Here is a 26,393-nt window from a genome sequence, read left to right on the forward strand (position 1 = left end):
CGGGACGGCGCGGCCGGCTTCGGCCGCGCCGTCGAACAGCGGAATGGAAGATGCGGCAGGGTCGGGTCGGTCGATGAACGTAGGCAATGGCACCCCGATCCTGGAAATGGTCGGGATCGGCAAGCGCTTCGGCGGTGTCACGGCATTGACCGGGATCGATTTCCACCTGCGGCGCGGTGAGGTCCATGGCTTGGTCGGCGAGAACGGCGCCGGCAAGTCGACGCTCATGAAGATCATCGCCGGCGTCCATCACGGCTATGACGGCGAGATGCGCATCGACGGCCAGCCCGTGCACTTCCGCTCGGCCCGCGACGCGCTGGCCGCCGGCATCGGCATGGTCCACCAGGAGCTCTCGATCGTCCCGCAGCTCTCCGTGGCCGAGAACGTCTTCCTGGGCGTGCAGCCGACCAACGGGCTGGGCGTCGTCTCCTGGGGCCGGATGAAGCGCGAAGCTAGAGAGCACCTGCAGCTCCTGGGCATCGACATCGATCCCACCCGCGAGACCGGCACCCTGCCGATCGGCATGCAGCAGCTCATCGAGATCGGCCGGGTCCTGTTCTCTGGGGCCCGCATCGTCATCCTGGACGAGCCGACCTCGGCCCTGTCCCCGCCGGAGGTGAAGCACCTGTTCGAGGTGCTGGGCCGGCTCAAGGCCAAGGGCACCACCTTCGTGTTCATCTCGCACTTCCTGGAGGACATCCTGGAAGTCTCGGACCGGGTCACCGTGTTCCGCAACAGCCGCAAGGTCGCCACGGTCGATGCCGCCTCGGTCGACAAGGCCTGGGTGATCGAGCAGATGATCGGCGCCGGCCACCATGAGCTGGCCGACGCGATGCTGGGCGAGATTTGGCTGGAGAGCCCGAAGGACGCCCCGGTGGTGTTCTCGGCCAAGGGCCTGACCCGCCCGCGGAGCTTCGCGGATGTGAGCTTCGACGTGAAGGCCGGCGAGGTGGTGGGCCTGTACGGCTTCATGGGCTCCGGCCAGACCGAGCTCGCCCGGGCCCTGATGGGCAAGTCACGGCTGCATGGCGGCACGGTTAGCATGGACGGCCAGGAGATCCGCCTGCGCAGCACCGCGGACGCCAAGAAGGCCGGGATCGCGCTCGTGCCCGAGAGCCGGCGCGCCATGCTGTTCGCCCACGAGCCGGTCTACAAGAACATCTCGATCAGCATCCTGGAGCGGATCTCCCGCCTCCTGCTCAAACCCGCCGAGGAGCGGAAGATCGCGCAGGGCCATGTCGACGCGCTCCGGATCCGGCCGTTCCTGGTCGAGCCCGAGGTGCGCAAGCTGTCGGGCGGCAACCAGCAGAAGGTGGCGCTGGCCCGCTGGCTGACCCACCTGCCGCGCCTCCTGGTCCTGTCGGAGCCCACCAAGGGCATGGATGTCGGCGCCAAGGACGACGTCGTGAAGATCGTCAAGGGCCTGAAGGAGAAGGGTGTGGCGGTGGTGGTGGCCTCGGCCGAGCCCGAGACGGTGCTGACCATGGCCGACCGGATCCTGGTGATGCGCAAGGGCCAGATCGCGCAGGAATTCGCGGACCGCGGCGTCAGCAAGGACCAGCTGCTCGCGGCCGCCTGAAGGAAGTCGGATCCCATGAATGCTGATGTGGCGAGTGCGGCAGGGCGTGAGGGCGGCGGCTTGGGCCGCTGGGTAGCCGGCCGGCTGACCAACTTGGCCCCGCTGGTCACCCTCCTGTTCCTGGTCCTGGTGTTCAGCCTGATGGCGCCGTCGTTCGCGACGGTGGACAATCTCGGCAACATCATGCGCCAGGTCTCGATCACCGCGATCATCGCGACCGGCCTGACCTTCGTGATCCTGACCGCCGAGATCGATTTGTCGGTGGCGAGCATCGCGAACGCGGTCGGCATCGTGGTCGCCTATTTCACGCTCCAGGAAACGTATGTGAACATCGCGAACGTGCCGATGCCGGGTGCGGTCGCGATCCTGTTCGCGCTGCTGGCCGCGTTCGCGCTCGGCACGGTGAACGCTGTGGGCGTCACGATCATCGGCATCCCGTCCTTCATCATGACGCTCGCCATGATGCAGATCGGTGCGGGCATCTCCGCCATGCTGGTGCGCGGCCAGATCGCCTATGCCATCCCCGACCCGGTGCGCTTCCTGGGCTCGGGCATGATCGGGCCGTTCCCGTCCATCGTGGTGGTGGCCTGCCTGTTCCTGCTGATCGGCCACCTGGTGCTCACCTACACGCGCTTCGGGCGCTACGTGTACATGGTGGGCGGCAACCGCGAGGCGGCCGAGTTCTCCGGCGTCAACGTCAAGCTGGTGATCGCCGCGGTGATGATCATCTCGGCGATGTGCTGCGGCGTGGCCGGCATGCTGGGCGTGGCCTATTACGGCAGTGCCCAGCAGAACGAGTTCGACGACTACCTGCTGGATTCGATCGCCGCGGTGGTGGTGGGCGGCACCAGCCTGTTCGGCGGCCAGGGCGGCATCCCCAACACCATATTGGGCCTTTTGGTCCTGGGCGTGCTCAACAACGGCCTGGACCATATCGACATCGACAGCTTCCTGAAGGTGCTGATCCGCGGCCTGATCCTGCTCCTGGCGCTGGTCATCAACGTCTACGCCCAGCGCCTGCGCAACCGCGCGGCCTGAGCAGCGGCGTCACGCCCGGCTTGCCGGGCCCGGCCTGAAGGCGCATCTGGGGCCTCCGGTCCGCCCGGACCGTGCGGAGATCGATGCCCTTGTCGCGCTACCTGCCGGCCCTGCGGCGGCACCTGCCGGTGCTGCTGCACTGGACCGTCCTCCTGGTCCTGTCCGCCCTGCTGGCGGCCCTGCTCGAATGGTTCGGCCTGCCGGCGGCCCTGCTCCTGGGGCCGATGCTGGCGGGTGCCGTGCTGGGCGTGAACGGCACGGCGCTGTACGTGCCGCGCCTGCCCTACTGGGCGGCCCAGGGCATCATCGGCTGCATGATCGCAGCCGCCGTCCATGCCGAGTTCGTCGACCTGTTCCTCGATCGCTGGCCTTTGTTCCTGGCGGTGGTGGCCGCAATCGTGGCCGCCAGCAGCACGCTCGGCTGGCTGATGAGCCGCAGCCGGATCCTGCCGGGCACCACCGCGGTCTGGGGCTCCTCGCCCGGGGCCGCCTCGGCGATGATGCTGATGTCCGAGGCCTATGGCGCCGACGCCCGGCTGGTGGCGTTCATGCAGTATCTGCGGGTGGTGTCCGTCGCCGCGGCCGCCTCGCTGGTGGCGCGGTTCTGGGTCGACGCATCCGGTACGACCCTGCCGGCGATCGTGTGGTTCCCGCCGGTCGATCCGCTGGCCTTGCTGCTCACCCTGCTGATCGCGTTCGGCGGCGTGGCGCTGGGCAGGCTCACCCGGTTCCCGGCCGGTGCCCTGTTGCTGCCGATGGTGCTGGCAGCGCTGCTCAACGGCTTTGGTCTGGTCGAGCTGGTCCTGCCGGAATGGCTCCTGGCGATCAGCTATGCCGTGCTCGGCTGGAGCATCGGGCTGGGCTTCACCCGGCAGATCCTGCGCCATGCAGCGCGCGCCCTGCCACAGATCGTGGCCTCGATCCTGGCGCTGATGGCGTTCTCGGCGGCGCTGGCGGCTCTGCTCACTTGGCAGCTCGGGATCGACCCGCTCACCGCCTATCTGGCGACCAGCCCCGGCGGCATGGATTCAGTGGCGATCATCGCGGCGTCCAGCGATGTCGACCTGGCCTTCGTGATGGCCCTGCAGACCGTGCGCTTCCTGATCGTCCTGCTGCTCGGGCCGTTCCTGGCCCGCTTCATCGCCGACCGGTTGAGACGCTCCAGCCAGGCGGCCTGAGCCTGGACGGCAAGACCCCGCCCGACCATGGGTCGGGCGGGGCCTCGAAGAAAGCCGGGATTACGGGGTCGGGCCGTCCTCGCAGCCGACCGCACCCGGCGCGCAGCCGCCACCGCCGACATCGCCGGGCGGGGAGGTGGACTGGCCGGTGGCCGAACCAGTGTCGGCCGGGCCGGCGGGGGCAGTCGTGTCGCCGCTGCCGCCGACCGTGCCGCTACCATCACCCTTATCGCCGCCCTGGCCGCTGCCGCCACCGCTGCCGCTGGCGCCGGTGCCGCCGTCCGTGCCGCTGCCGCCGTCCGTGCCGCTGCCGTCACCGTCTGCGCCGCCCTGGCCGCTGCCGCCGCCGCTGCCGCTGCCGCCGGTACCACCGCCAGCATCGCCACCGGCACTGGTGCCGCCGCCACCGGTGCTACCGCCACCGCCACCGCTATCCTGGGCCATGGCCAGGCTCGGCAGCAGCAGCAATGCCAGGGCAGCCGTCGTCGTGAGCAACTTGCGCATGAAGCATCCTCCGGGGCCCGGGGCCCACCCGTTGCAGTGGTCGGAAGCCGGCTATTTCCGCGGCCTCTGGGGGCTAGAACGGCAATTCCTGCATCTCGTTCCAAACAGCCGAACAAAATCACGCTGCTGGACGGGGATTCACCGGTCGAACCTGCAGTGCGGGCCGCTCGATCACGCAGCGACTAGTCGCCGCTCCTGGCGGACCAGCGCGGCAACCGCCACTTTATCCAAGAATATTTGTGTGATTTTCGCAGGAGGCGGTTCTGGATGAATATGATCATCCTGCGGAACCTTGCTGCTGCCGTGAGTCCAGGCAGCAGGCCCGGCGCCCGTTCGGGAAAGCCGCCCCGTCCGCAAGGCATCGGCCAGCGTTCTAGAACGAAGCTCTGTTCCCGTCCGGCGGCACATCCCGAAGATCGAGGCGCATCGCGCAGCGCTGGCGAGGGTCCATACCGGCACGACGCTCGGCGGCCAGCCGTTCACGCAGCGCCGGGGCCGGCCGCTCCTGCAGGACGAAGCCCAGCCGGGCATAGAATGGCGCGTTCCAGGGCAGGGTGCGGTCGGTGGTGAGCGCCATGCCGGCGCAGCCCGCCTTGCGCGCGGCGGCGGCCGCCTGTGCCAGCAGGGCAGTGCCGATGCCCCGGCGATGCAGGTCCGGATGCACCGACAGTTCCTGCACGAACAGGTCCTGGGCCAGCGGCGTCGCCATCAGGAAGCCGACGACCCGCCCGTCGGCTGCCGCCACCGCGACCCAGAGCCAGCCGCGGCCCCAGGCGGCTGCCAGCCAGCTCGGATCGGTCGGCGGCGCGTTCACCGCCCAGTCCATGTGGGTACCGGCGAACAGCCGGGACGCCGCCCGCTCGACCTCTGCAATCGCCGGGAAATCGGCCGGCACCGCCAAGCGGATCGTCGCGACGGTGCCGGGAAGGCATGGGGCCTTGCGGAGCAGTACCGCCCGGGCGCCCCCGCTCACCGGTACCCGTGCTTCACAGGATGAAGCGCGACAGGTCGTGGCTGCCCAAGAGCGAGCCGACCTTCTCCTGGACCAGCGCCGCGTCGACCTTGACGGTCTGGCCGCCCATGTCGGTGGCGCTGAAGCTGACGTCCTCCAGGAGCTTCTCCATCACGGTCTGCAGCCGCCTCGCACCGATATTCTCGACCCGGCGGTTGATGTCGTCGGCCAGGCGCGCGATCGCATCGATCGAGTCCTCACCGAACTCCAGCGTGACGTTCTCCGTGCCGAGCAGCGCCACGTATTGCCGGATCAGGCTGGCCTCTGGCTCCACCAGGATCCGGCGCAGGTCGGCCTCGCTCAACGGGTCGAGCTCGACCCGGATCGGCAGGCGGCCCTGCAGTTCGGGCAGGAGGTCCGCGGGCTTGCTCAGGTGGAAGGCGCCGGACGTGATGAACAGGATATGCTCGGTGCGCACGATGCCGTGCTTGGTCGCGACCGAGGTGCCTTCCACGATCGGCAGGAGGTCGCGCTGCACGCCTTCCCGGCTGACGTCGCCGGCCTTGCCCTCGCGGGACGTGATCTTGTCGATCTCGTCGATGAAGACGATGCCGTTCTGCTCGGCCACCTTGATCCCGGCCCGGGTCACCGCGTCCTGGTCGAGCAGCTTGTCGCTCTCCTCGGCCATCAGGATCTCGTAGGACTGGGCGACGGTCATCTTGCGCCGCTTGGTGCGCCCGCCCAGCGCCTTGCCCAGCATGTCGCCGAGATTGACCATGCCCATCTGGGCGCCCTGCATCCCGGGGATGTCGAACAGCGGCATGCCGGCGCCGGGCTGGTCGGCGACCTCGATCTCGATTTCCTTGTCGGCGAACTGGCCGTCCCGCAGGCGGCGGCGGAACGCCTCGCGCGTGTCCTTGGATGCCTGGGCGCCGACCAGCGCGTCCAGCACCCGCTCCTCGGCCGCCGTCTCGGCCTTGGCCGCCACCTCGCGGCGCATCCGCTCGCGGGTCTCCTTGATCGCGATCTCGACCAGGTCGCGGACGATGCTCTCCACGTCCCGGCCGACATAGCCGACCTCGGTGAACTTGGTGGCCTCGACCTTGAGGAAGGGTGCCTGGGCCAGCCGGGCCAGACGGCGCGCGATCTCGGTCTTGCCGCAGCCGGTCGGGCCGATCATCAGGATGTTCTTCGGCAGCACCTCTTCCCGCAGGTGCTCGTCGATCTGCTGGCGGCGCCAGCGGTTGCGCAGCGCAATGGCGACCGCGCGCTTGGCGGCGTTCTGGCCGACGATGAAGCGGTCGAGTTCGGAGACGATCTCCCGGGGGGTCAGCGCGGTCATGACAGGGCGAGCTTCTCGAGGGTGAGCTGGTGATTGGTGTAGACGCAGATGTCGGCGGCGATCGCCATGGCGCGACGCGCGACCTCCTCGGCGTCCAGCCCCTCGACCGGCAGGAGTGCGCGTGCCGCGGCCAGCGCGAAGCTGCCGCCCGAGCCGATGCCGATCACGCCGAATTCCGGCTCCAGCACGTCGCCCTGGCCGGTGAGCACCAGCGAGACGTCCTTGTCCGCCACCGCCATCATCGCCTCCAGGCGGCGCAGGTAGCGGTCGGTGCGCCAGTCCTTGGCGAGCTCCACGCAGGCGCGGGCGAGCTGGCCCGGATGGCGCTCCAGCTTGGCCTCCAGCCGCTCCAGCAGGGCGAAGGCATCGGCCGTGGCTCCGGCAAACCCGGCCAGGATCTGGCCATCGCCCACCCGGCGCAGCTTCTTCGCGTTACCCTTGATCACGGTCTGGCCGAGCGAGACCTGGCCGTCGCCGGCCATCACCACCATCGGCCCCTTGCGCACGCACAGGATCGTCGTGCCGTGCCAGCTTTCCGTCAACGCGTCGTTCCTTCGACATCCCCCGCAGGCGCATCAGGTGGGGGATGCGCCGCTGCACTGCAACGGGTGAGCACGGCGGGCAAGCCGAAAACGCCGGCACCGGCCAGCCTCATGGGCTGGCCGGTGCACAGCGGGCAGCGGAGCGGCTGGAGCGATCGTCCAGCCCGTCAGACTCTCCGGTCAGCCATTGTCGTTGGCGTGCGCCAGCTCCAGGTCGGCCACCGCGGTGGCCAGGCCGCGCAGCGCCGAGATCAGGGCGCCCTCGTCGCGCATCCGGAAGGCCGCACTGGTCAGCACCGCAGCGCTCACCACGGCGTCGTGGATGGTGTCGACGGCAAACCCGGTCCAGGCGGGTGCGGCCTCGGCCAGGCCCTGGAGCTGGGCCGGCTCGATGCAGTCGGCCATCGCACGGTAGTTGCTCATCCCAAAGTCCCCCATGACGCGTAGCGATCCGAAGCGGCGCGATGCCGGGCGGCAGCGGGACCAGGACCCGGCTGCACTGCCGTTGCGGCGGCATCGTCTTCACGTCACGGACTATATCGCTGGTTGAATTTCAAACAATAGTACTCACTTGGGCAATGAAACTGCTGCTGTTGGATGAACTCGACAGTGGCGAAGCTGCAGAAATAGATCGAATTTTCCGAATTTCGGCCTCATCGTGAAAAACCGAACTGTTCTGCGCCTCTGGGACAATCGGGTAAGATCGATCGAATACCCGGGAGATTCTTGCAGATTTCCTCCCAGAAGCGACATCATCGGGATGTGGCGGAATGTCGCAGGCGGAGCCTCAACCGAGGCGCTTGGCGATCTCGGTCTTCACCCCGTCGAGCAGCACCGCGATCAGCATCAGCCCGCCGCGGATCACCTGCATGTAGCTGGCATCCAGCCCCATCACGTTGATCGCGGTGTCGATCGTGGAAAGCAGCAGCACGCCGGCGAACACGCCGGACAGCTGGCCGATCCCGCCGCGCAGCGACACGCCGCCGATCACCACCGCGGCGAATGCCTCGAACAGCATGCCGACGCCCAGGTTCGGCGTGGCGCCATTGGTGCGCGCGGCGAGCAGCCAGCCGGCAAACGCCGCGATCACGCCGGACAGGATGAAGACCCCGAACAGCACCCGCTCGACATTGATACCGGCGCGGAACGGTGCCACCGGGTTGCCGCCCACGAGATAGACCCGCCGTCCGAACAGGGAGCCCTTCAGGATCTGGCCGAACGCCAGGTAGGTGACGATGGTGATCCAGACCAGCATCGGCAGGCCGAACAGGTCGGTGTTGGCGACCGCGCGGAAGTCCGGGGGCAGGCCGTAGATCGAGCGCCCGCCGGTCAGGATCAGGCCCAGGCCCCGGATCGCGATATAGGCGGCCAGCGTCACCACGAAGGCGTTGAGCCGGAACTTCACGATCAGGATCGCGTTGAACAGCCCGGCCAGCGCGCCGAAGCCCAGTACCAGCAGGAGCGAGACCCAGGTGTTCACCTGAAAGGCGAAGGGCGAGCCGCGCGCGGCGGTGAGCCCGGCCGCCAGCATCGCCGCGAACGCCATGACGCTCTCGATCGACAGGTCCATATGCCCGGCGATCACGCAGAAGGCGAGACCCAGCGAGAGCAGGCCGACATAGGTCGCGTGCTGGGCGATGTTGATGAAGATGCCGACCTGGAAGAAATGCTCGATGCTGAGCGAGCAGATCAGCAGGATCACCGCCAGGATGAACCAGACCAGGTGGTCGAGCAGCAGCTTGACCAGGCGGATACGGCTGGCCGAGGGGGCAGGGGTCGCGGCGATCATGGGGCGCTTCTTGGCTGGAACGTCGGATGCCCCGGCCGCTGACCGGGCCGGGGCATCGCAGGAAACGGCAAGGATCAGGCCGGCGGCCTCACTTCACCACGTCGACCGGCACGCTCGGGAACTGCAGATTGCCCCAGAAACGCGGGTCGTCGACATTCTCCTTGGTGATCGCCGCCCCCGGGATCTTCAGGTTCGGCCCCCAGTCCTCGACCGTGAGCGTCGAATCCAGCCCCAGCACCTTGTAGGAGCCGGTCTGCAGCTCCTCGCCGGCCATGATCTTGTCGATGAACATGGCCAGGCCATAGACCTGGGCATAGGTCGGCTGCTCGACCTCGACCTGCTGCCAGCCGGCCCGGATATTGTCGAGCCCGACCGGGGCGCCGTTGGATGCCATCAGCATCATCTCGCCGGGCTTCATGCCCTTGCTTTCCATGATCGAGACGATCGGCACGGTCAGGTGCGCGGCATGGCAGAACACGAGATCGATGTCCTGGGTCACCAGGAGCTGGTCCTCGAACGCCCGGCCGGCATTGGTCGGCTCCCAGAGCAGTGCCGCCTTGGAGATGATCTCCACCTCCGGCGCCTTCTCGGCCATCACCGCCTCGAAGCCCTTCTGGATGTCGAGTGTATAGGCGTCGCCGGGATCGCCCAGGATCTGCAGGACCTTGCCCTTGGGCGAACCATGCCGCTCGGTGAGCAGCCGCGTAGCCTCGTTGCCGGCGATCTCGCCGATCTCCACCGTGCCGGCCACCGAGGTCAGCTCGAACTCCGTGGAGGTGATCAGCCGGTCGAAGTTCAGGACCTTGATCCCGGCCTCGCGCGCCTTCTCGATGCCCGGCACGATCGTGTCGAACGCCACCGCGTTGATGATCACCGCGTCGGGCCTGGTGTTGATCAGGTCTTCCAGCTGGGAGAGCTGGCGGGCGGCGTCGTTCTGGGCGTCCACCGAGGTGACCTCGTAGCCCAGCGAGCTGAATACCGATTCCACCGCCTTCTGGCTCTCGGTCTGGAACTCGTCCAGGAGGGTCGGGATCATGTAGACGATCTTGCCCTTGTTCTGGGCACTGGCCGGCCGGGCGGCGGCCAGTGCCGCTGCGGCGGACAGGAGAATGCCGACATCGCGGCGGCTCAGACGCATGGAAACTCCCCCGAAGTTATTGTTCCTGGACGCTCGCATCGAACGACCCGGCAAATGCTTAGTCAAGCCGCGGTGCTTGCCGGCAGCCGGTTGCCCGAGCACAGTCAGGGTCGGCACCCTCGCCGGAGGCCAGGATGTTCCCGAACCTGTTCACGCCGCTCGCGATCCGCCACTGCACGCTGAAGAACCGGATCGTCTTCGGCGCGCACACCAACAACATGGCGGAAGGCGGCCTGCCATCCGCGCGCACGATCGGCTATTACGAGGAACGCGCCCGCGGCGGGGTCGCCATGATCGTGGTGGAGCCGGTCCCGGTGCACCGCACCGCCGTGCTCACCCGCGGCAACTACCTGCCCGACGACGACCGGGTGATCCCGGCCTTCCGCCAGCTGGTCGAGGCCTGCCGGCCGCACGGGGCCGTCATGATCCAGCAGCTCTACCATGTCGGCGCCCATGGCGATGCCGACAACAGCTTCCAGCCGAACTGGTCGCCCTCCGGCATGCGCTCCTTCCACGACGCCGACGGCAGCCACGCCATGACGCTTGGCGAGATCGCCGAGATCCAGGACGGCTTCATCCGCTGCGCGCTCCGCGCCAAGGCCGCCGGCTTCGACGGGATCGAGCTGTTCGCCGCCTACAACGCCCTGATCGACCAGTTCTGGACGCCGCTCACCAACCGCCGCACCGATGCCTATGGCGGCAGCTTCGAGAACCGGATGCGCTTTTCCGCCGAGCTGATGGCAGGGCTGCGCCAGGCCTGCGGCGAGGATTTCGTGATTGGCCTCGCCGTCTCCGCCGACCCGGCCACACCCGGCTGCCTGAGCCTGCCCGAGCTGCAAGCGGTGATCGCCTGGCACGACGAGCGCCATCTGATGGACTACGTGACCTGCGGCACCGGCAGCTATTTCGACTTCGCCAGCATCATCGCGACCTCGCCCTATCCCGACCGGCTGGGCGAGCCGTTCGCCGCGGCCCTGAAGCAGGTGGTCCGCCACGCCCATGTCCAGGCCGAGAGCCGGATCACCACGCCCGCCGATGCCGAGGCCCTGCTCGCCGCCGGCCATGTCGACACCGTCAGCATCGTGCGCGGCCAGATCGCCGATCCCTGGCTCGCCGCCAAGGCGCAGGCGGGCCGCCCCGACGACATCCGCCCCTGCATCGCCTGCAACCAGCTCTGCTGGGGCCGGCGCGCCCGCGACTACTGGATCTCCTGCCTGGTCAACCCCTCGGCCGGCCGCGAGTTCGAGTGGGGCGGCGACCGCTTCGAGCCGGCTGCAACGCCGCGCCGGGTCCTGGTCGTGGGCGGCGGCCCCGCCGGCCTGGAGGCGGCGCGCGTCGCCGCGTCGCGCGGCCACCGCGTCACCCTGATCGAGCGAGCGGCGGAGCTGGGCGGCCGCTTCCGCCTGGCCGCCCACCAGCCCGCGCGCGAGAAGATCGGCAAGCTCCTGGACTGGCACCGCCACCAGCTCATGCAGCTCCAGGTCGAGCTGCGCCTGGGCCAGGAAGCCACGCCCGCCGACCTCGCAGGCTATGACGAAGTGATCCTCGCCACCGGTGCCGTGCCCGCCCGCGACGGCTACCAGCGCGCCTTCCCCGACCGGCTGCGCCTGCCGGGCGTCGACCGGCCGGACGTGCTCGACATCGAGGACATCCTGGCCGACCAGCCCGAACAGCGTCTCCCGATCGGCCAACGCGTCCTGGTCCTGGACGATCTCGGCAACTGGCGGGCGATCGGCACCGCCATCCTCCTCCAGGAGCAGGGCCACCAGGTGACCATCGCCACGCCCGATGGCGAGGTCGCCAAGGGTCTCGCCAACAGCACCGCCGACATCCCGCTGCGCCGCCGCTTCGCCAGGGCCGGCGGCCGTGTCTCGCCCTACACCGCTGTTTCAGCCTGGCTGGGCGACCAGGCCGAACTCCTGGACCTCCAGGCCGGGCAGCTGCGCACCGAGCCGTTCGACACGCTGGTCCTGGCCACCATGCCGCGCGCCGACGACCGCCTGATGCAGGAGGCCGCTGCCGCCGGCCAGCCCGCCCGCCTGATCGGCGACGCCGTCGCCTCCCGCCGCGCCAGTCTGGCCTTTTATGAGGGGAGGGTGGCCGGACGAAGTATTTAGCCCTTTATTGTTGTTTCCTGATTCGGAATGATCGGCCCAGTTACGTTGGCTAACTTATATTACTCAGGTAACATGGCCATTCCAGATTATCAGTCTCTGATGCTCCCCGTCCTGAAAGCTTCCGCGGCCGGCGAGGTACGTTTCAGCGACATCATCGAGCGGGTGGCAAACCAGCTCCAGCTCACGCCGGAGGAGCGGACAGAACTTCTCTCGTCTGGCAGGAAGACACTGCTCGGCACTCGGGTGTACTGGGCCAAGAGGTACATCGAGAAGGCTGGCCTCGTCGAAAGTACCAGGTGGGGCTGTCTCCAGATCACCGACCGCGGCCGTCAAGCGCTCGCCTCGCAGCTTGATCGCATCGACAACGCCTATCTCAGCCAGTTCCCCGAGTTCCGGGAGTACAGAGAGGCGAGGGGGAGATCGGCTCCGGACGACGCTACCGAACCATCAGCACAACCGCTCGATCCGGCTCTCGGAAACCAGACGCCCGACGAACTCATCCGGGCAGCCCACACACAGATCGAGGCTGCGCTCGCGCAGGAGCTGCTGGATCGCATCCGTGCGGCACCGCCTGCCTTCTTCGAGCAGCTGATCGTCAACCTGCTCCTGAAAATGGGCTATGGCGGCTCGGCCGCCGATGCCGGCCGCGCCCTTGGTCGCAGTGGCGACGACGGCGTGGATGGCGTCATCGACCAGGACGCGCTCGGTCTCGACCGGGTCTATGTCCAGGCCAAGCGCTACGCCGAGAGCAACAAGGTGGGCGCCGGTGCGATCCGGGACTTCTTCGGCAGCCTCGACCGGCACAAGGCCAACAAGGGCCTGTTCGTCACGACCTCGACCTTTTCCCCTGCCGCAAGGGAGACGGCAGAGTTCCTGAGCAAGCGCATCGTGCTGATCGATGGGCCGCAGCTTGCGAAGCTCATGATCCGCCACTCGGTCGGCTGCCGCGTGGAGGAAACCCTCTACATCAAGAAGGTGGACGAAGACTTCTTCGAGTAAGGCTCCCGGCGGACTTCACGCCGGCTCACCCCGCCAGCACGTAGATCCAGGCCTCCACCGGCCCGTCGGCCGTGTCCACCTGTGCCACCACCCGCCGATAGCCATTCCCCTCGAACGCGTCGAGCCGGGGCCAGTGGCCGGGCAGTTCCGGGGAATGGAACAGGTGGACGGGGACCTCCTGGCCGTCGGGATCGAGAACCAGCCCCGGAAAGCCCAGGGCAGCGCCCCAGCCGGCCTCCATCAGCCGGCCGCGCACCGTGCCGCCCATCCAGCGTCCGGCCAGCCCGGCGAGCTGATGGTGGTTGACCTCTCCCGGCGCCAGCGAGCCGTAGGTCGCAAGCCACTCGTCTGCCGCCCTGCCTGGTGCCGTCATCCGCCATGGTCTCCGATGCAACCCCGGTCGCCGGACTGGAGCCTCGGCCGCCGGGGCTTTCCTGCCGAAGGCATGTCCCACAATCTGGGAAGCATCGCCCTCATGTCATTCCCCGCGCAGGCGGGGAATCTAGCAGTGCGAGCGTCCACTTGTTGATCCCCCGTCAAGCCGGGGGATGACGGAGTTGGGCGGCTCGCATCCATTCGTCGACATGGCCCCCCGTGCCGCCCAACGCTCACGGCCGCCCGGATCTCGCGCTTCACGCCAGGCCCGGCCAGTACGCGCTGTCGGCAGTCGGCCGCGGCCCGAAGATCGCCTGACCCACCCGCACGACCGTCGCTCCCTCCTCGATCGCCGCCTCGAAGTCGCCGGTCATGCCCATGGACAGTTCGGCGAGCTCGATGCCGCGTGGTGGGCGAAGCCTGCGGCGCAGTTCGGCCAGGAGGCGGAAGCAGGCGCGCACCTTGGCATCGTCCGCCGAGAACACGGCCAGGGTCATCAGGCCGCGCACGCGCAGCGCCGGGAAGTCCGGCAGCCTTGCCAGGAAGCCCTCCACCTCGGCGGGTTCCAGGCCATACTTGCTGGCCTCGCCCGAGCTGTTGACCTGGACCAGCACGTCCAGCTGCCGGCCCTGTGCTGCCAGATGGCGCTGCAGCGCCTCCGCGACGCGCAGGCTGTCGAGTGCCTGGAACTCGGCGGCGAAGCGCGCGACCTGCTTCGCCTTGTTGGTCTGCAGATGGCCGATCACGCTCCAGGACAGGTCGAGATCGGCCAGCGCCTCGGCCTTGCCCGCCGCCTCCTGCACCTTGTTCTCGCCGAACGCGCGCAGGCCCAGGCCGGCCGCCTGGCGGACGATCGCGGCGGGCACGGTCTTGCTCACCGGCAAAAGCCGCACGCTCGCCGGGTCCCGTCCCGCGCGCCGGCAGGCTGCCGCGATCCGGGCCTGCACCGCCGCCAGGTTGGCGGCGATGACGGCGGCCGGATCGGCGCCGAACCGCGCGTCCGGTCCCGTGCCGCTCATGGGATGACCATGACCTTGACCTCGCCCGGCAGCGGGTCGCGCCCGATCACCTCGGGCACCTGGTCCAGCCCGATCCGCTGCGAGACCAGCCTGCCCACCTCGATCGCGCCCGAGGTGATCAGGGCGGCGGCCCGGCGGTGGACGAACGGATTGATGAACGAGCCCTGGATGCGCAGCTCGCGCATCATGATGTCGCAAGGCTCCATCTCGATCGTCTGGCCCTGCGGCATGACGCCGACGATCACGACCGTGCCGCGCCGCCTGGCCAGCTTCAGCGACTGGCGGACCGTGTCGGGCACGCCGGCGCATTCCAGCACCACGTCGACCCCGTCCGGCACCAGCCCGTCCGGCCCGGCGATCGCCTGGACCGGATCGACCGCGGACGGGTCGATCGTGTCGGTGGCGCCCAGTTCCGCCGCCAGCTCGCGGCGCACCGCCTGACGGGTCGACAGGATCACCCGCGTGGCCCCGGCCAGCTTCGCCAGCTGCAGGGTGAGCAGGCCGATCACCCCGCCACCCAGCACGACCACCGAATCGCCGGCCTTGATCTCGGCCAGATCGACCGCGTGCAGGCAGCAGGCCAGCGGCTCGCAGAACGCGCCATGCTCGGGATGGAGCGAGAGCGGCAATTCCACCGCCTGGCCTTCCGGGACCACCGTGTATTCGGCAAAGCCGCCATCCAGCGCCAGGCCCAGCGCCTTCCAGTTCCGGCAATGGTTGACCAGCCCGTCCTGGCAGGCCGGGCAGCGCCCGCAGGAGATGTTCGGGTCCACCGTGACGCGCATGCCCGGCCTGAACCCCGTCACCTCGGCGCCGACCGCCTCGACGATCCCGGAGAATTCATGGCCGAGCGTCACCGGCGGCGAGGTCGGGAACTCGCCATGGAGGAAATGCCGGTCCGAGCCGCAGATGCCACAGGCCTCGACGCGCACCAGCAGGTCAGTGGGCCCCGGCGACGGCTTGTCGACCTCGCGGACGAACAGGTTCTCGATGGATTCCAGCCGCACGGCCTTCACGTCGGTCCCTTCCCTGCTGCATGCGCGCCGGCCATGGCCGGCGGCCCTCAGTCCTGGGAGGGGCAGGTCCCGGCGTCAACGCTGTGATCACGGCCGTGGGGATCGCCACGTCAGCCCAGCACGTCCGCCGAGATGGAGGTGATGCCGAACAGGCTGACCACGCTGACCGTCGGCGGAATGTCGACGCCGGCCTCGTGGGCGACCGTCATGCGCAGGGAGGTACTACTCACCCCCTCGAACATCTCGTCCACCAGCTGGACCCGGTCGTCCGCATCGGTGAGCAGGCCGTCGCCGTTGCTGTCGAGCTCGTTGAGATAGTCCTGCACGTAGAGCCGGAAGCCGCCCACCACGTCGACGATCAGGGCGTTGGCCTCGTCCGAATGGGCAACGAAGTCGTAGGTATCCATGCCGGGGCCGCCCACCAGTGTCGCCCTGGTCTCCGAGCCCGACATCGCCACGAGCGTATCGTCGCCGGCACCGCCATAAAGCAGGCTCGGCCCCCACTGGCTGGCGAACAGCGTGTCGTCGCCGTCCCCGCCACGCACCACGCTGTCCTCGCCGGCCGTGATGAAATCGTCGCCCGCATCGCCGAACAGCGTGCTGTTGCCGTCCGCGACCTCGCCGCCATCCCGGCCCCGCCCGTCGATGCGGTCGTCGCCGCTCCCGCCGCGCAGCACGCCGACACCCCGCAACTGGTCGTTGCCGTCGCCGCCGAGCAGCAGGTTGGTGCCATGGATGTCGAACAGCACGTCGTCGCCGGCATGGCCCCAGAGTACGTCGTCGCCCTCCATCCCCTCCAGCCGGTCGGCGCCGGCCCCGCCAAGCAGGAGGTCGTCGCCGACATGCCCCTGCAGGAGGTCATCGCCCGCACCGCCGGAGAGCTGGTCATTGCCACCGCCGCCCTTCAGCACGTCGTCGCCGGCACCGCCATAGATGAAGTTGTCGGCCGCATTGCCGCCGATGATGTCGTTGCCGGCGCCGCCGCTCAGGACGCTCCGTCCTTCGGCGCCGCTGCGCCCGCTACTGCCCAGCGAACCGCTGATCGTGACCATGCCGTGCGCCCTCGTATCCCACCCCCGCGGCCCGACCGCTGATCCGGGCGCCTGCGAATCATGACAAGCGCGCAATTCTTCATCAAGATGGCCGGCAGGCCGTGCCGACTGCTCCCCTTGGGCAGCTCGTCCATGCAGTCCCAGCCAGCCCGACCTCGCGCGGGTGATAGAGCAGATGGGCATCGACGCCGCTTGACGGATCGCCCGATCCGGCGATCACCTGTCCGGGTCAGGCGAGGTAGGGAAGAACATGACGGGTCCTCGCGGGCGGCCGAAGACGGGCGCCCGATCGGCTCATCGGGCCGTGACCGAAGGGATCGGCCTCGGCATCCTGAAGGGCGAGTTCAAGAGCGGGGAGCTGCTGCCCAGCCCCGAGGAGCTGGCGCTGCGCTACAAGGTGTCGCGCACCGTGCAGCGCGAGGCGTTCAAGACCCTGGCCGCCAAGGGGCTGGTCGCGTCCAAGACCAAGGTCGGTACCTGGGTGACCCCGCCCCGGTCATGGAACATGTTCGACGCCGAGCTGCTGGAATGGCGGACCCGGCTCGGGATGGACCCGGAGTTCATCGCCTCGCTGTTCGAGGTCCGCCGGGCACTGGAGCCCGAGGCGGCGGCCCTGGCGGCCAAGCGGCGCACGCAGGAGCAGCTCCAGGAGCTCCGCGAGATCGCAGGCGCCATGATCGAGTGCGACGATTCCGGTCGCTTCATCGAGCTGGACCTGGCCTTCCACGTCCTGATCAGCGACGCCTCGGCCAACCCGTTCCTCCAGTCGCTGGGTGGGCTGATCGAGGCGGCGCTGGCCGCGGCGTTTGCCCGCTCCACGCCGCTGCACGACCCCAGGCAGCTGCACCGCTCCGCACTCCAGCACCAGGCGATCTGCCAGGCGATCGAGGCGGGCGACCAGGAGGCCGCCCGCCAGGCGATGATCGCGGTGATCGATACCGGTGCTGTGAACGCCAGGCGCCGCCTGGAGCCGGCTCAGGCGGCGTCCTGACGGCGGGTCAGGCTGGTATCGCCGGTGATCAGCTCGATCAGCTCGTCGTGCGAGGTCTCCGCGCGGGTGCGCACACCCTCGACCCGGCCCTGGCGGATCACCACCATCCGGTCGGCGACCTGGAGCGCGTGCAGGACGTTGTGGGTGATCACGATCACCGAGATGCCTTCCCGGCGCACCCGCTCGATCATGTCCAGGCCCTTGCGGGTCTGCTCGACGCCGAGTGCCGCGAACGGCTCGTCCAGCAGCACGAGCTTGCCGCCGAAATGGACGAAGCGGCAAAGCTCGATCGCCTGGCGCTGCCCGCCCGACAGGTTCTCCACCTTGGCCCGCACGTCCGGGATCTTGGTGCCCAAACGGTGCAGTGCTGCCCGGGTGACCTCCTCCATCTCCTTCTCGCGCAGCCAGGGGATGCCCGCGACCCTCCGGGTCAGCTCGCGGCCCATGAAGAAGTTGCCCACCACGTCCACGTTGGGTGCCAGCGACAGGTCCTGGTAGACCGTCTCGATGCCCAGCGCCTTGGCATCGGCCGGGCCGCTGAGCGTGACCTCCTGCCCGTTCCAGAGCAGCCGGCCCGAGGAGGGCGGCTGGGTCCCGGCGATGATCTTGATGAGCGTCGACTTGCCGGCGCCATTGTCGCCCAGCAGCGCCACCACCTCGCCCGGCAGCACGTCGAAGCTGACATCGGCCAGCGCCGTTACCGCGCCGAAGCGCTTGGCGACATGGTCGATGGTGAGGAGCGGGGTGGTCATGATGGCTCACGGAACTTGGCTGCCCACAGGACCCTAGAGCGGCTTCCGGCCCGGCAGCAACGCCCGCCTGATCGTTGCGGCATGCGCAGGGGGCAAGGTTACGGTTCATCGAGGCTTGGGGCGTGAACGTCGATGCCCACTAGAATCCCGCGAATCTTGGATCGTCTGCCGCGGGAAACGTCGCATGACACACCGTCTTCACTCGCTCGCGCAGCCAGCGATGGGCTGGATCGGCATTCATGCGTGGGTGCCACATGGCGGATATGAGGATTTCCGGCGTATGGACAGGAAGCTCGAAGCTCACCAGCTCCCCTATCTGCGGTTCAATGGCGATCATGGCCCTTCCGACGCATGAACGCGGGACCAGCGCCACCAGGTCTGACTGCCGGGCAACCCGTATCGCGTCCAGGTGACTGGGCACAACAGCGGCAATCTCTCGCTTGAGCCCAATTTCGTCGAGAGCTTCGCCGACCGGATCCGTGAGGACTTCCTTGCGAGACGCGACGACGTGGCCGCACGCCGCATAGCGTTCCGGCGTCATATCGCCGGCCAGCAATGGATGTCCCTGCCGGACCGCGCCCACGAATTTGTCACGAAACAGAGGACGGGTCCTCACCTCCGGTGCAGATGCTCCGAGAACTCCGATCTCGAGATCGATCTGGCCTTCGCGGAGCGGTGTCGCGTCTTTTACAGGCTTGGGTACGAAGCGCAGGCGAGCGTGCGGCGCAATCCCTGCGATGGCGGTCAGCAAGGGAACCGAAAACAGCGCGACGAAGCCCTCGCTGGCGCGGATCGTGAAGGTGCGCTCCAGCCGGGCAAAGTCCAATCGGCTGCTCGGCGGGCTCAGAACCTGACGTACGTGATGATGAAGCCGATGAACATCGTCGCGTATTTCAGCGGCTCGTGGCGTGGGCACGAGGCCTCGCCCGGCACGCACGAGGAGCGGATCGCCGGTTGCAGCTCGTAGCCGCGTGAGGGTCCGGCTCATGGCAGAGGAGCTCAGGCCGAGACGGCGGGCTGCGCCTGTAACACTGCCTTCGGCCAACAGCGCATCAAGCGCTGCCAGAAGGTTCAAGTCCAAGGTGGCCATCGGCGACGCTTACATCGCCTGCCACAAGTGGCATAGCGCCTCGTGCAACCATAATGTGCATCCTGTGCGTCTGGCGCCGGATAAGCGAGGGGACTTATCGCTGACGGAACGAGCTGAAGGACGAATCGCCGATGAGTTCCAAGTCATCCGATGCAGCAGGTACGATCCTGATCGTCGGAGCGTCGCGTGGGATCGGGCACGCCATGGCTGCTCGGTTCCTGGCCAAGGGCTGGCATGTGATCGGAACGGTGAGGACCGGCGTCCGGAGCGACTTGCATGCTCTGGCAGATGATTACGACGGCCAGGTAGACATCGAAACTCTCGACATCAACGAACCGGAGCAGATCAGAGGATTGCGAGACCGACTCTCAGGCACGACGCTCGACATACTGTTCGTCAACGCGGGGACGACCACGCATGACGAGCATGTTCCTATCGGGCGGGTGAGCACGGAAGAGTTCACGCGCGTGATGGTCACCAACGCACTGAGTCCGATGCGTGCCATCGAGGCCTTGCAGGATCTGGTTCCCGCAGACGGATTGATCGGAGCAATGTCATCAGGACAGGGCAGCATCAGCAATAACGAAACAGGGATGCGGGAAGTCTATCGAGGCAGCAAGGCCGCGCTGAACATGTTCATGCGCAGCTTCGCAGCACGAGAACCCAAGCCGGGTCGCGCAATGGTCCTGATGGCTCCAGGCTGGATCCGCACGGCGCTGGGCGGCCCGGACGCGCCGCTTGCCATTGAGGAAGCGGTCCCGAAAGTTGTGGACGTTCTCCTTTCCCGGCGCGGGAAGCCCGGTCTGCGATTTCTCGACCGAGAGGGGAGCACCGTGCCGTGGTGAGCGCGCGACCAGGCTGTACGCGCCCAGAGTTTGGCAGCCCGATCCTGACCCATCATCATCCACGCCGTGAAGCAATGGTTCCCATCGCTCCGGCCGGCCAGGTGACTGGCCGGCCCGTGCTCCTGCCTATGCCTTGCCCTCCGGCAGGGTCTGCCCGCCATCCACCACGATGGTGGTCCCGGTGATGTAGGCGGCCTCGTCGGAGGCCAGGAACAGGAAGGCATGGGCCACGTCGCGCGGGCCGGCCAGCCGCCCGAGCGGGATGGCGCGCGCCATGCCGTCGATGAACTCTTGCGAGCGCTCGCTCTGCATGCCTTCGGTCAGCACGTTGCCGGGCTCGATCCCGTTCACCGTGATGCCGAACGGGGCACCTTCCAGCGCTGCCGCCCGGATCAGCCCGTTCAGCCCGGCCTTGGACGCGGCATAATGGGCATGGCCCGGCGGCACCACGCGCGGCCCGGTGATCGAGCTGGTCAGCACGATCCGCCCGTAGCGCTGCCGCTTCATCGGCGCAAACGCGGCGCGGACCGCCAGGAACGAGCCGCGCAGGTTCACGCCCAGCACCTGGTCCCATTCGGCAGCACTGATCCCGTCGATCAGGGTCTCCGGAAAGATCCCTGCGTTCTGGACGCAGATGTCGAGCCGGCCATGCTCGGCCAGGACCGTGTCGATCACGCCCTGGATGTCGGCCTCCACCGCGAGGTCGCAGGCGAGATAGCGTCCGCCGATCGCCTTCGCGGTCGCCTGGCCCTCGACCCGCCGGTCGGCGATCCAGACCTTTGCCCCTTCCTCCGCCAGCCTGGTCGCCACCGCGGCCCCGATCCCGCGCGCCGCCCCGAACACCACTGCCACCCGATCCGCTACCCGTCCCGCCAAGACCAATCCCCCGGAAATCGATTTCGTAGCGGATCGTGCTGGTTTCTACGGCGTAGCGCTAGAGCCGCGAACGACCTGCGCCCTCGTGTCCGCGCCATCAGACGAAGCGGGATGCCGGGCAGGCTGCCGCTGGAGCCTCGACAGCCGGGGCGGAAAGTCGGAAGGCTCCTGGTCGTGCCACGATCCCCGGGAGGCGACCTTGCCGCTGCACTTCTCGTCCGCCGAGTTCGAGCGCCGCCTCGATGCCGCCAGGGCCGCCATGGCCCAAGAAGGGCTGGATGGCCTGCTCCTGTTCAAGCAGGAGAGCATGTACTGGCTGACCGGCTACGACACGTTCGGCTTCTGCTTCTTCCAGTGCCTGGTGCTGACCGCGGATGGCCAAAAGGTGCTGGTGACCCGCTCGGCCGACCTGCGCCAGGCGCAGCTCACCTCCAACATCCAGGACATCCGGATCTGGGTCGACCGCGACGGCGCCGATCCCGCCCGGACCGACCTCCTGCCGGTCCTGGAGGAACTGGGGCTGCGCGGCCGGCGGATCGGCGTGGAGTTCGACACGCACGGGCTCACCTACCGCAACGGCAAGCGGCTGGAGGCGGCACTGGACGGCTTCGCCACGCTGGCCGACGCCTCGCTGCTCCTGTCCGGAATCCGGCTGGTGAAGTCGGACGAGGAACTTGCCTATGTCCGCGAGGCGGCCAGGCTCGGCGATGCCGCCCTGGACGCCGCGGTCGCGGCCACCGGCCCCGGTGCCGACGAGGGCGTGATCCTGGCGCGGATGCACGACGCGATCTTCGAGGGTGGCGGCGACTATCCGGGCAACCCGTTCATCATCGGCAGTGGCCCCCAGGCCCTGCTCTGCCGCTACCAGAGCGGCCGGCGCAGGCTGGACCCGCAGGACCAGCTCACCCTGGAGTTCGCCGGCGTCTACCGCCAGTACCACGCAGCATTGATGCGCACGCTCCTGGTGGGCCAGCCAGACGACGAGCACCGCCGAATGTTCGACGCCGCCCGCGAGGCGCTGCTCGCCGCCGAGGCCGCGCTGGTGCCCGGCCGCACCATGGGCGAGGTATTCGACACCCAGGCCGCCGTCCTTGACCGCCACGGCATGCAGGCCCACCGCCTGAATGCCACCGGCTACTCCCTGGGTGCGGTCTATGCCCCGTCCTGGATGGACTGGCCGATGTTCTACACCGGCAACCCGGTGGTGATCGGCCCGGGCATGACCTTCTTCCTCCACATCATCCTGATGAACAGCGAGACCGGCCGCGCCATGACCCTGGCCCGCACCTCGCTTGTCACCGAAGGGAAGGCCGAGCCTTTGGCGAAGGCGCCGCTGGAACTGATCGTCCGCTGAAGGATCTGGGAATTCAGGCCTAAACGTATCATCCTGCGCGATCCACCCGCGCCGGATGGCCGATGCCGCTCGTACCCGATCCGAACAGCATTTCTACCAAACGAACCCGAGCGGCATCGCGCATCGCGACGACGAAACGAACCCGAGCCGCCCCCGCCACCATCCGTCATCCCCCGGCTCGTCCGGGGATCCACAGGTGGAGGCCTGCACTGGTAGATTCCCCGCCTGCGCGGGGAATGACATGAGGAACGGCGACGCTTCCCGGACTACGGAAGCATCCAATCTGCACGAACGAACCCGAGCCCACGGGATCACGGCGAAACGAACCCAAGCCCGGCTGCTGGAGGCATCAACCAAACGAACCCGAGCCGCCCCCGCCACCATCCGTCATCCCCCGGCTCGACCGGGGGATCAACAGGTGGACGTCCGCACCGAAAGTTCCCCGCCTGCCCGGGGAATGACATGAGGAACGGCGATGCTTCCCGGGCTACGGGAGCATCCAATCTGCACGAACGAACCCGAGAACCGCCCGCCGGCCGGAAACCGGCGGGGGAGGGAGGGTCAGCCCTCGGCCTGCTTCTTCGCCGCGAGCTTGCCCGACAGGCCCTTGATGCGCAGGCGGAGCGCGTTCAGCTTGATGAAGCCTTCCGCATCGCGCTGGTCGTAGACCGTGTCGGCCTCGAAGGTGGCGTATTCGTGGCTGTAGAGCGTGAAGGGCGACTTGCGGCCGACCACCTGGACGCTGCCCTTGAACAGCTTGAGCCGCACCGTGCCGGTCACGTTCTCCTGGCTCTTGTCGATCGCTGCCTGAATCATCTCCCGCTCCGGCGTGAACCAGAAGCCGTTATAGATCAGCTCGGCATAGCGCGGCATCAGCTCGTCCTTCAGGTGCGCCGCACCCCGGTCCAGCGTGATGCTCTCGATGCCGCGATGGGCGGCCAGCAGGATGGTGCCGCCCGGGGTCTCGTACACGCCGCGCGACTTCATGCCGACGAAGCGGTTCTCCACCAGGTCCAGCCGGCCGATGCCGTTGGCCCCGCCCAGGTCGTTCAGCCGGGTCAGCAAGGCTGCCGGCGAGAGCTGGACGCCGTCGACCGCGACCGGGTCGCCCTTCTCGAAGTCGATCTCGACATAGGTCGGTCGGTCGGGGGCCGCGTCGGGCGCGATCGAGCGGGTGAACATCTCCTCGTCCGGCTCGACCCAGGGGTCCTCGAGCGCCTTGCCCTCATAGGAGATGTGCAGGAGGTTGGCGTCGGTAGAGTAGGGCGGCTCGCCCCGCTTGCCGCGCGGGATCGGGATCTGCCGGGCCTCGGCATACTCGATCAGCTTCTCGCGCGAGTTCAGCTCCCATTCCCGCCAGGGGGCGATCACCTTGATCGAGGGATCGAGCGCATAGGCCGAGATCTCGAAGCGGACCTGGTCGTTGCCCTTGCCGGTGGCGCCGTGGGCTACGGCATCCGCCCCGGTCTGGTGCGCGATCTCGACCAGCCGCTTGGCGATCAGCGGCCGGGCGATCGAGGTGCCGAGCAGGTACTGGCCCTCATAGACCGTGTTCGCCCGGAACATCGGGAACACGTAGTCGCGGATGAAGTCCTCGCGCAGGTCCTCGATGAAGATCTGGCTCGCACCCATCATCTCGGCCTTGGACCGGGCGGGCTCCAGTTCCTCGCCCTGGCCGAGATCGGCGGTGAAGGTCACCACCTCGCAGCCGTAATTGTCCTGCAGCCAGCGCAGGATCACCGAGGTGTCGAGCCCGCCCGAATAGGCCAGCACCACCCGCTTCACACCAGTCTTCATCGAAGGTCCTCTGCCCCGCGCCGCTACCCGCAGGCGGCCGTCTGCCGCGTCTTTAGGCCCGCGTGTCGACGCTGGCACCTGGTTCGCCGGACGGCGCCTGGTCGGCGGCCTCGGCCGGCCGTGCCGCGACACCGACCATCGCCGGCCGCAACAGGCGGTCGGCGATCAGATAGCCGGCCTGCATCACCTCGGCAATCGTGCCGGGCGCCAGATCGGCCCGCGGCACCTCGAACATCGCCTGGTGGCGGTTCGGGTCGAGCTTCTCGCCGACCTGCGGATCGATCCGCTTCACCTGATGGCGCTCGAGCACGGTCTGCAGGCTGCGCTCGGTCATCTCCACGCCGGTGAGCAGGCCCTTGAGCGCCGTGTTCTCCTCGGCGGCCTCGGCCGGCACGGCGGCAATCGCCCGGCCGAGATTGTCGGCCACGTCCAGTAGGTCGCGGGCGAGCCGGGTCACCCCGTAGCGCCGCGCGTCCTCCACCTCGCGATCCTTCTGGCGGCGCATGTTCTCGACATCCGCCAGTGCCCGCAGCAGCTTGTCCTTCAGGTCGGCGACTTCCTGCTCCAGATCGGGGGTCTGGGTCTCCTCGACCACCGCTTCCGTGTCAGGATTGGCGTTCGCTGCCTGTTCCGTCGTCATTCCCTGCTTCCATCACCGTTATGACCGAGCATGCGGCTCACCACCCTGGCGGTGTAGTCCACCATGGGAATGATCCGCGCGTAATTCATCCGGGTCGGGCCGATCACGCCGATCGCACCCACCACCGAGGACTGCGCCTGATCGGGCGACGGCGCCCGGTAGGGGGCGATCACCATCGAGCAGCCCGAAAGGCCGAACAGCTCGTTCTCCGCCCCGATGAAGATCTGCACCCCGTTGCCCGACTGGGCGGCTTCGACCAGCCGGAGCAGGTTCTTGCGCGTTTCCAGCGTCTCGAACAGGTGGCGCACCCGTTCCAGCTCGACCAGGTTCTGCACGTCGTCGAGCAGCTTGGACTGGCCGCGCACGATCAGGAACCCGTCGGAGGCATCGCCGCCGGGCTTGACCCAGGTGGCGAGACCCGCCTCGACCACGCGCTGGGTCGCCTCGTCGATCTCGGCACGCCTGGCCTCGATCTCCTGCTGCACCAGGCTGCGCGCCTCGGCGAAGCTGCGGCCGGCGAGCCTGGCGGTCATGTAGTTGCCGGCCTCGATCAGCGAGGTCTGCGGCATGCCGAGCGGGACGTCGATGATCCGGTTCTCGACCATCCCATGGTCGCTCACCGTCACCACCAGCGCCCTGCCAGGGCCCAGCGCCACGAACTCGATATGGCGGAACGGCCGGTCGCTGGCGGGGGCCGCGACCAGCCCGGCATGGCGGGTGAGCCCGGACAGAGCCTCGGTGGCATCGCCCAGCACCGCCTCCAGGCTCTTGCCGGTGCCGACGCACTGGGCGCGGATCGAGCGCTTGTCCTCGTCGTTGACGTTGCCGATCTCCAGCAGCCCGTCGACATAAAGCCGCAGGCCCGCCGCGGTCGGCAGCCGGCCGGCCGAGGTGTGCGGCGCATAGAGCAGCCCGGCATCTTCCAGATCGGCCATGACGTTGCGGATCGTGGCCGGCGAGAGCGGCTCGTCGAGCTTGCGCGCGATCGTGCGGGAGCCGACCGGCTCGCCGGTCGTCACATAGGCGTCGACGATCTGGCGGAAGATCTCGCGCGAACGGCTGTTGAGCTCGGTGATCATCGCATCCAGGCAAGGACAGGCAGGAAGGACAGGCCGGTTCCAGCCAAGGCCGGATGTAGGAATCGGCGGGGCGAACGTCAACGGAGCAGCCCCGCCGGGACGGGGCGCAAGGAGGGCCGGCCTGGTCAGCTCACCGGCGGCTCGCTCACGGTGCGATCCTGCAACGTCCGGCGGGCCTGCGGCGGCTCGGGCTGGTGGCGTGCCCGCCAGGCGCGGCGATAGGCCGGATCATACACCCAGACCGCCAGGCCCACGACCACAGCCAGCGGGATCAGCCCCACGATCCAAACCATGCTCGTCAAGATCCAGCTACCCCTGCCAGTTCTACC

General features: G+C 68.3%; 26 protein-coding genes. 8 read left to right on the forward strand and 18 right to left on the reverse strand.

Annotated elements, in window-relative coordinates; translation table 11 throughout:
* The first annotated feature begins 73 nt into the window (after positions 1-73).
* The 3 genes from HLA95_RS16075 (at position 74) to HLA95_RS16085 (ending at position 3,795) form a co-directional block, all read left to right on the forward strand.
* Positions 74-1,579 (forward strand): sugar ABC transporter ATP-binding protein, encoded by a 1,506-nt coding sequence (locus tag HLA95_RS16075; RefSeq protein WP_222183838.1) that lies wholly within the window; start codon positions 74-76, stop codon positions 1,577-1,579.
* A gap of 15 nt (positions 1,580-1,594) precedes the next feature.
* Positions 1,595-2,617: an ABC transporter permease gene (locus HLA95_RS16080; protein ID WP_191059303.1), complete on the forward strand. Its 1,023-nt coding sequence runs from the start codon at positions 1,595-1,597 to the stop codon at positions 2,615-2,617.
* An 83-nt stretch (positions 2,618-2,700) separates the two neighbouring features.
* A complete protein-coding gene (locus tag HLA95_RS16085) occupies positions 2,701-3,795 on the forward strand; it encodes an AbrB family transcriptional regulator (RefSeq protein WP_191059304.1) in 1,095 nt (364 codons plus the stop codon).
* 60 nt (positions 3,796-3,855) lie between these two features.
* On the opposite strand, the gene HLA95_RS16090 is transcribed toward HLA95_RS16085, so the two are convergent.
* The 7 genes from HLA95_RS16090 to HLA95_RS16120 form a co-directional block, all read right to left on the reverse strand.
* Positions 3,856-4,299: a hypothetical protein gene (locus tag HLA95_RS16090; protein WP_222183840.1), complete on the reverse strand. Its 444-nt coding sequence runs from the start codon at positions 4,297-4,299 to the stop codon at positions 3,856-3,858.
* A gap of 373 nt (positions 4,300-4,672) precedes the next feature.
* Complete coding sequence (locus HLA95_RS16095; RefSeq protein WP_222183842.1) at positions 4,673-5,272, reverse strand: GNAT family N-acetyltransferase; 600 nt, start codon at positions 5,270-5,272, stop codon at positions 4,673-4,675.
* Between the two features lie 13 nt (positions 5,273-5,285).
* Complete coding sequence (hslU, locus tag HLA95_RS16100) at positions 5,286-6,593, reverse strand: ATP-dependent protease ATPase subunit HslU (RefSeq protein WP_191060053.1); 1,308 nt, start codon at positions 6,591-6,593, stop codon at positions 5,286-5,288.
* The gene (gene hslV, locus HLA95_RS16105; RefSeq protein ID WP_223861543.1) at positions 6,590-7,135 is read right to left on the reverse strand and encodes an ATP-dependent protease subunit HslV; all 546 of its coding nucleotides are present in this window, start codon (positions 7,133-7,135) and stop codon (positions 6,590-6,592) included. The genes hslU and hslV overlap by 4 nt, the downstream gene beginning before the upstream one ends.
* 180 nt (positions 7,136-7,315) lie before the next feature.
* A complete protein-coding gene (locus HLA95_RS16110; RefSeq protein WP_191060054.1) occupies positions 7,316-7,558 on the reverse strand; it encodes a hypothetical protein in 243 nt (80 codons plus the stop codon).
* Between the two features lie 364 nt (positions 7,559-7,922).
* Positions 7,923-8,924: an ABC transporter permease gene (locus HLA95_RS16115; protein ID WP_191060055.1), complete on the reverse strand. Its 1,002-nt coding sequence runs from the start codon at positions 8,922-8,924 to the stop codon at positions 7,923-7,925.
* An 88-nt stretch (positions 8,925-9,012) separates the two neighbouring features.
* Entirely contained in the window at positions 9,013-10,062 is a 1,050-nt protein-coding gene (locus HLA95_RS16120) for a sugar ABC transporter substrate-binding protein (protein ID WP_191060056.1), read from the reverse strand.
* A gap of 134 nt (positions 10,063-10,196) precedes the next feature.
* Between HLA95_RS16120 and HLA95_RS16125 the strand changes: the two genes are divergently transcribed.
* Together HLA95_RS16125 and HLA95_RS16130 are read left to right on the forward strand one after the other, a co-directional pair.
* Positions 10,197-12,179: an oxidoreductase gene (locus HLA95_RS16125; RefSeq protein ID WP_222183844.1), complete on the forward strand. Its 1,983-nt coding sequence runs from the start codon at positions 10,197-10,199 to the stop codon at positions 12,177-12,179.
* Positions 12,180-12,251: 72 nt separating this feature from the next.
* Complete coding sequence (locus HLA95_RS16130; RefSeq protein ID WP_191061560.1) at positions 12,252-13,178, forward strand: restriction endonuclease; 927 nt, start codon at positions 12,252-12,254, stop codon at positions 13,176-13,178.
* Positions 13,179-13,203: 25 nt separating this feature from the next.
* Here HLA95_RS16130 and HLA95_RS16135 read toward each other — a convergent pair whose 3' ends face one another.
* The 4 genes from HLA95_RS16135 to HLA95_RS16150 form a co-directional block, all read right to left on the reverse strand.
* On the reverse strand, positions 13,204-13,551 hold the full coding sequence (locus HLA95_RS16135; RefSeq protein WP_191061559.1) for a gamma-glutamylcyclotransferase family protein: 348 nt from the start codon (positions 13,549-13,551) through the stop codon (positions 13,204-13,206).
* 259 nt (positions 13,552-13,810) lie between these two features.
* The gene (locus HLA95_RS16140) at positions 13,811-14,572 is read right to left on the reverse strand and encodes a YggS family pyridoxal phosphate-dependent enzyme (RefSeq protein ID WP_222183846.1); all 762 of its coding nucleotides are present in this window, start codon (positions 14,570-14,572) and stop codon (positions 13,811-13,813) included.
* Positions 14,569-15,588 (reverse strand): zinc-dependent alcohol dehydrogenase family protein, encoded by a 1,020-nt coding sequence (locus tag HLA95_RS16145; RefSeq protein ID WP_191058591.1) that lies wholly within the window; start codon positions 15,586-15,588, stop codon positions 14,569-14,571. Before HLA95_RS16145 ends, HLA95_RS16140 begins: the two co-directional genes overlap by 4 nt.
* A 110-nt stretch (positions 15,589-15,698) precedes the next feature.
* Positions 15,699-16,640 (reverse strand): calcium-binding protein, encoded by a 942-nt coding sequence (locus HLA95_RS16150; RefSeq protein WP_191058592.1) that lies wholly within the window; start codon positions 16,638-16,640, stop codon positions 15,699-15,701.
* A 304-nt stretch (positions 16,641-16,944) separates the two neighbouring features.
* Between HLA95_RS16150 and HLA95_RS16155 the strand changes: the two genes are divergently transcribed.
* A complete protein-coding gene (locus HLA95_RS16155; RefSeq protein WP_191058593.1) occupies positions 16,945-17,631 on the forward strand; it encodes a FadR/GntR family transcriptional regulator in 687 nt (228 codons plus the stop codon).
* On the opposite strand, the gene HLA95_RS16160 is transcribed toward HLA95_RS16155, so the two are convergent.
* Entirely contained in the window at positions 17,616-18,383 is a 768-nt protein-coding gene (locus tag HLA95_RS16160; RefSeq protein ID WP_191058594.1) for an ATP-binding cassette domain-containing protein, read from the reverse strand. The genes HLA95_RS16155 and HLA95_RS16160 overlap by 16 nt on opposite strands.
* 139 nt (positions 18,384-18,522) lie before the next feature.
* On the reverse strand, positions 18,523-19,473 hold the full coding sequence (locus HLA95_RS16165; RefSeq protein WP_191058595.1) for a LysR family transcriptional regulator: 951 nt from the start codon (positions 19,471-19,473) through the stop codon (positions 18,523-18,525).
* Between the two features lie 131 nt (positions 19,474-19,604).
* Here HLA95_RS16165 and HLA95_RS16170 point away from each other — a divergent pair, with 131 nt between their 5' ends.
* Positions 19,605-20,318, forward strand: coding sequence for an SDR family NAD(P)-dependent oxidoreductase (locus HLA95_RS16170; RefSeq protein ID WP_191058596.1), 714 nt, complete (start codon positions 19,605-19,607; stop codon positions 20,316-20,318).
* 126 nt (positions 20,319-20,444) lie between these two features.
* On the opposite strand, the gene HLA95_RS16175 is transcribed toward HLA95_RS16170, so the two are convergent.
* A complete protein-coding gene (locus HLA95_RS16175; RefSeq protein ID WP_191058597.1) occupies positions 20,445-21,194 on the reverse strand; it encodes an SDR family oxidoreductase in 750 nt (249 codons plus the stop codon).
* Positions 21,195-21,393: 199 nt separating this feature from the next.
* Here HLA95_RS16175 and HLA95_RS16180 point away from each other — a divergent pair, with 199 nt between their 5' ends.
* Complete coding sequence (locus HLA95_RS16180) at positions 21,394-22,548, forward strand: M24 family metallopeptidase (protein ID WP_191058598.1); 1,155 nt, start codon at positions 21,394-21,396, stop codon at positions 22,546-22,548.
* A gap of 561 nt (positions 22,549-23,109) precedes the next feature.
* On the opposite strand, the gene HLA95_RS16185 is transcribed toward HLA95_RS16180, so the two are convergent.
* The 4 genes from HLA95_RS16185 to HLA95_RS16200 form a co-directional block, all read right to left on the reverse strand.
* A complete protein-coding gene (locus tag HLA95_RS16185) occupies positions 23,110-24,345 on the reverse strand; it encodes an argininosuccinate synthase (protein WP_191058599.1) in 1,236 nt (411 codons plus the stop codon).
* A gap of 52 nt (positions 24,346-24,397) precedes the next feature.
* The gene (grpE, locus tag HLA95_RS16190; protein ID WP_191058600.1) at positions 24,398-24,985 is read right to left on the reverse strand and encodes a nucleotide exchange factor GrpE; all 588 of its coding nucleotides are present in this window, start codon (positions 24,983-24,985) and stop codon (positions 24,398-24,400) included.
* Positions 24,982-26,064 carry a heat-inducible transcriptional repressor HrcA gene (gene hrcA / locus HLA95_RS16195; protein WP_191058601.1) on the reverse strand — a complete coding sequence of 361 codons (1,083 nt, stop codon included), beginning with the start codon at positions 26,062-26,064 and terminating at the stop codon, positions 24,982-24,984. The genes grpE and hrcA overlap by 4 nt, the downstream gene beginning before the upstream one ends.
* Before the next feature lie 125 nt (positions 26,065-26,189).
* Positions 26,190-26,357: a hypothetical protein gene (locus tag HLA95_RS16200; RefSeq protein WP_191058602.1), complete on the reverse strand. Its 168-nt coding sequence runs from the start codon at positions 26,355-26,357 to the stop codon at positions 26,190-26,192.
* Positions 26,358-26,393: the final 36 nt, after the last annotated feature.

It is taken from the genome of Geminicoccus harenae (assembly GCF_019800005.1).
Classification (GTDB): Bacteria; Pseudomonadota; Alphaproteobacteria; order Geminicoccales; family Geminicoccaceae; genus Geminicoccus; species Geminicoccus harenae.

Coding starts and splice junctions, on each gene's coding strand:
- HLA95_RS16075 (WP_222183838.1), top strand. CDS start 74: ATGAACGTAGGCAATGGCACCCCGATCCTGGAAATGGTCGGGATCGGC.
- HLA95_RS16080 (WP_191059303.1), top strand. CDS start 1,595: ATGAATGCTGATGTGGCGAGTGCGGCAGGGCGTGAGGGCGGCGGCTTG.
- HLA95_RS16085 (WP_191059304.1), top strand. CDS start 2,701: ATGCCCTTGTCGCGCTACCTGCCGGCCCTGCGGCGGCACCTGCCGGTG.
- HLA95_RS16090 (WP_222183840.1), bottom strand. CDS start 4,299: ATGCGCAAGTTGCTCACGACGACGGCTGCCCTGGCATTGCTGCTGCTG.
- hslU (WP_191060053.1), bottom strand. CDS start 6,593: ATGACCGCGCTGACCCCCCGGGAGATCGTCTCCGAACTCGACCGCTTC.
- HLA95_RS16110 (WP_191060054.1), bottom strand. CDS start 7,558: ATGAGCAACTACCGTGCGATGGCCGACTGCATCGAGCCGGCCCAGCTC.
- HLA95_RS16115 (WP_191060055.1), bottom strand. CDS start 8,924: ATGATCGCCGCGACCCCTGCCCCCTCGGCCAGCCGTATCCGCCTGGTC.
- HLA95_RS16120 (WP_191060056.1), bottom strand. CDS start 10,062: ATGCGTCTGAGCCGCCGCGATGTCGGCATTCTCCTGTCCGCCGCAGCG.
- HLA95_RS16125 (WP_222183844.1), top strand. CDS start 10,197: ATGTTCCCGAACCTGTTCACGCCGCTCGCGATCCGCCACTGCACGCTG.
- HLA95_RS16130 (WP_191061560.1), top strand. CDS start 12,252: ATGGCCATTCCAGATTATCAGTCTCTGATGCTCCCCGTCCTGAAAGCT.
- HLA95_RS16135 (WP_191061559.1), bottom strand. CDS start 13,551: ATGACGGCACCAGGCAGGGCGGCAGACGAGTGGCTTGCGACCTACGGC.
- HLA95_RS16140 (WP_222183846.1), bottom strand. CDS start 14,572: ATGAGCGGCACGGGACCGGACGCGCGGTTCGGCGCCGATCCGGCCGCC.
- HLA95_RS16150 (WP_191058592.1), bottom strand. CDS start 16,640: ATGGTCACGATCAGCGGTTCGCTGGGCAGTAGCGGGCGCAGCGGCGCC.
- HLA95_RS16160 (WP_191058594.1), bottom strand. CDS start 18,383: ATGACCACCCCGCTCCTCACCATCGACCATGTCGCCAAGCGCTTCGGC.
- HLA95_RS16165 (WP_191058595.1), bottom strand. CDS start 19,473: ATGGCCACCTTGGACTTGAACCTTCTGGCAGCGCTTGATGCGCTGTTG.
- HLA95_RS16170 (WP_191058596.1), top strand. CDS start 19,605: ATGAGTTCCAAGTCATCCGATGCAGCAGGTACGATCCTGATCGTCGGA.
- HLA95_RS16185 (WP_191058599.1), bottom strand. CDS start 24,345: ATGAAGACTGGTGTGAAGCGGGTGGTGCTGGCCTATTCGGGCGGGCTC.
- grpE (WP_191058600.1), bottom strand. CDS start 24,985: ATGACGACGGAACAGGCAGCGAACGCCAATCCTGACACGGAAGCGGTG.
- hrcA (WP_191058601.1), bottom strand. CDS start 26,064: ATGATCACCGAGCTCAACAGCCGTTCGCGCGAGATCTTCCGCCAGATC.
- HLA95_RS16200 (WP_191058602.1), bottom strand. CDS start 26,357: ATGGTTTGGATCGTGGGGCTGATCCCGCTGGCTGTGGTCGTGGGCCTG.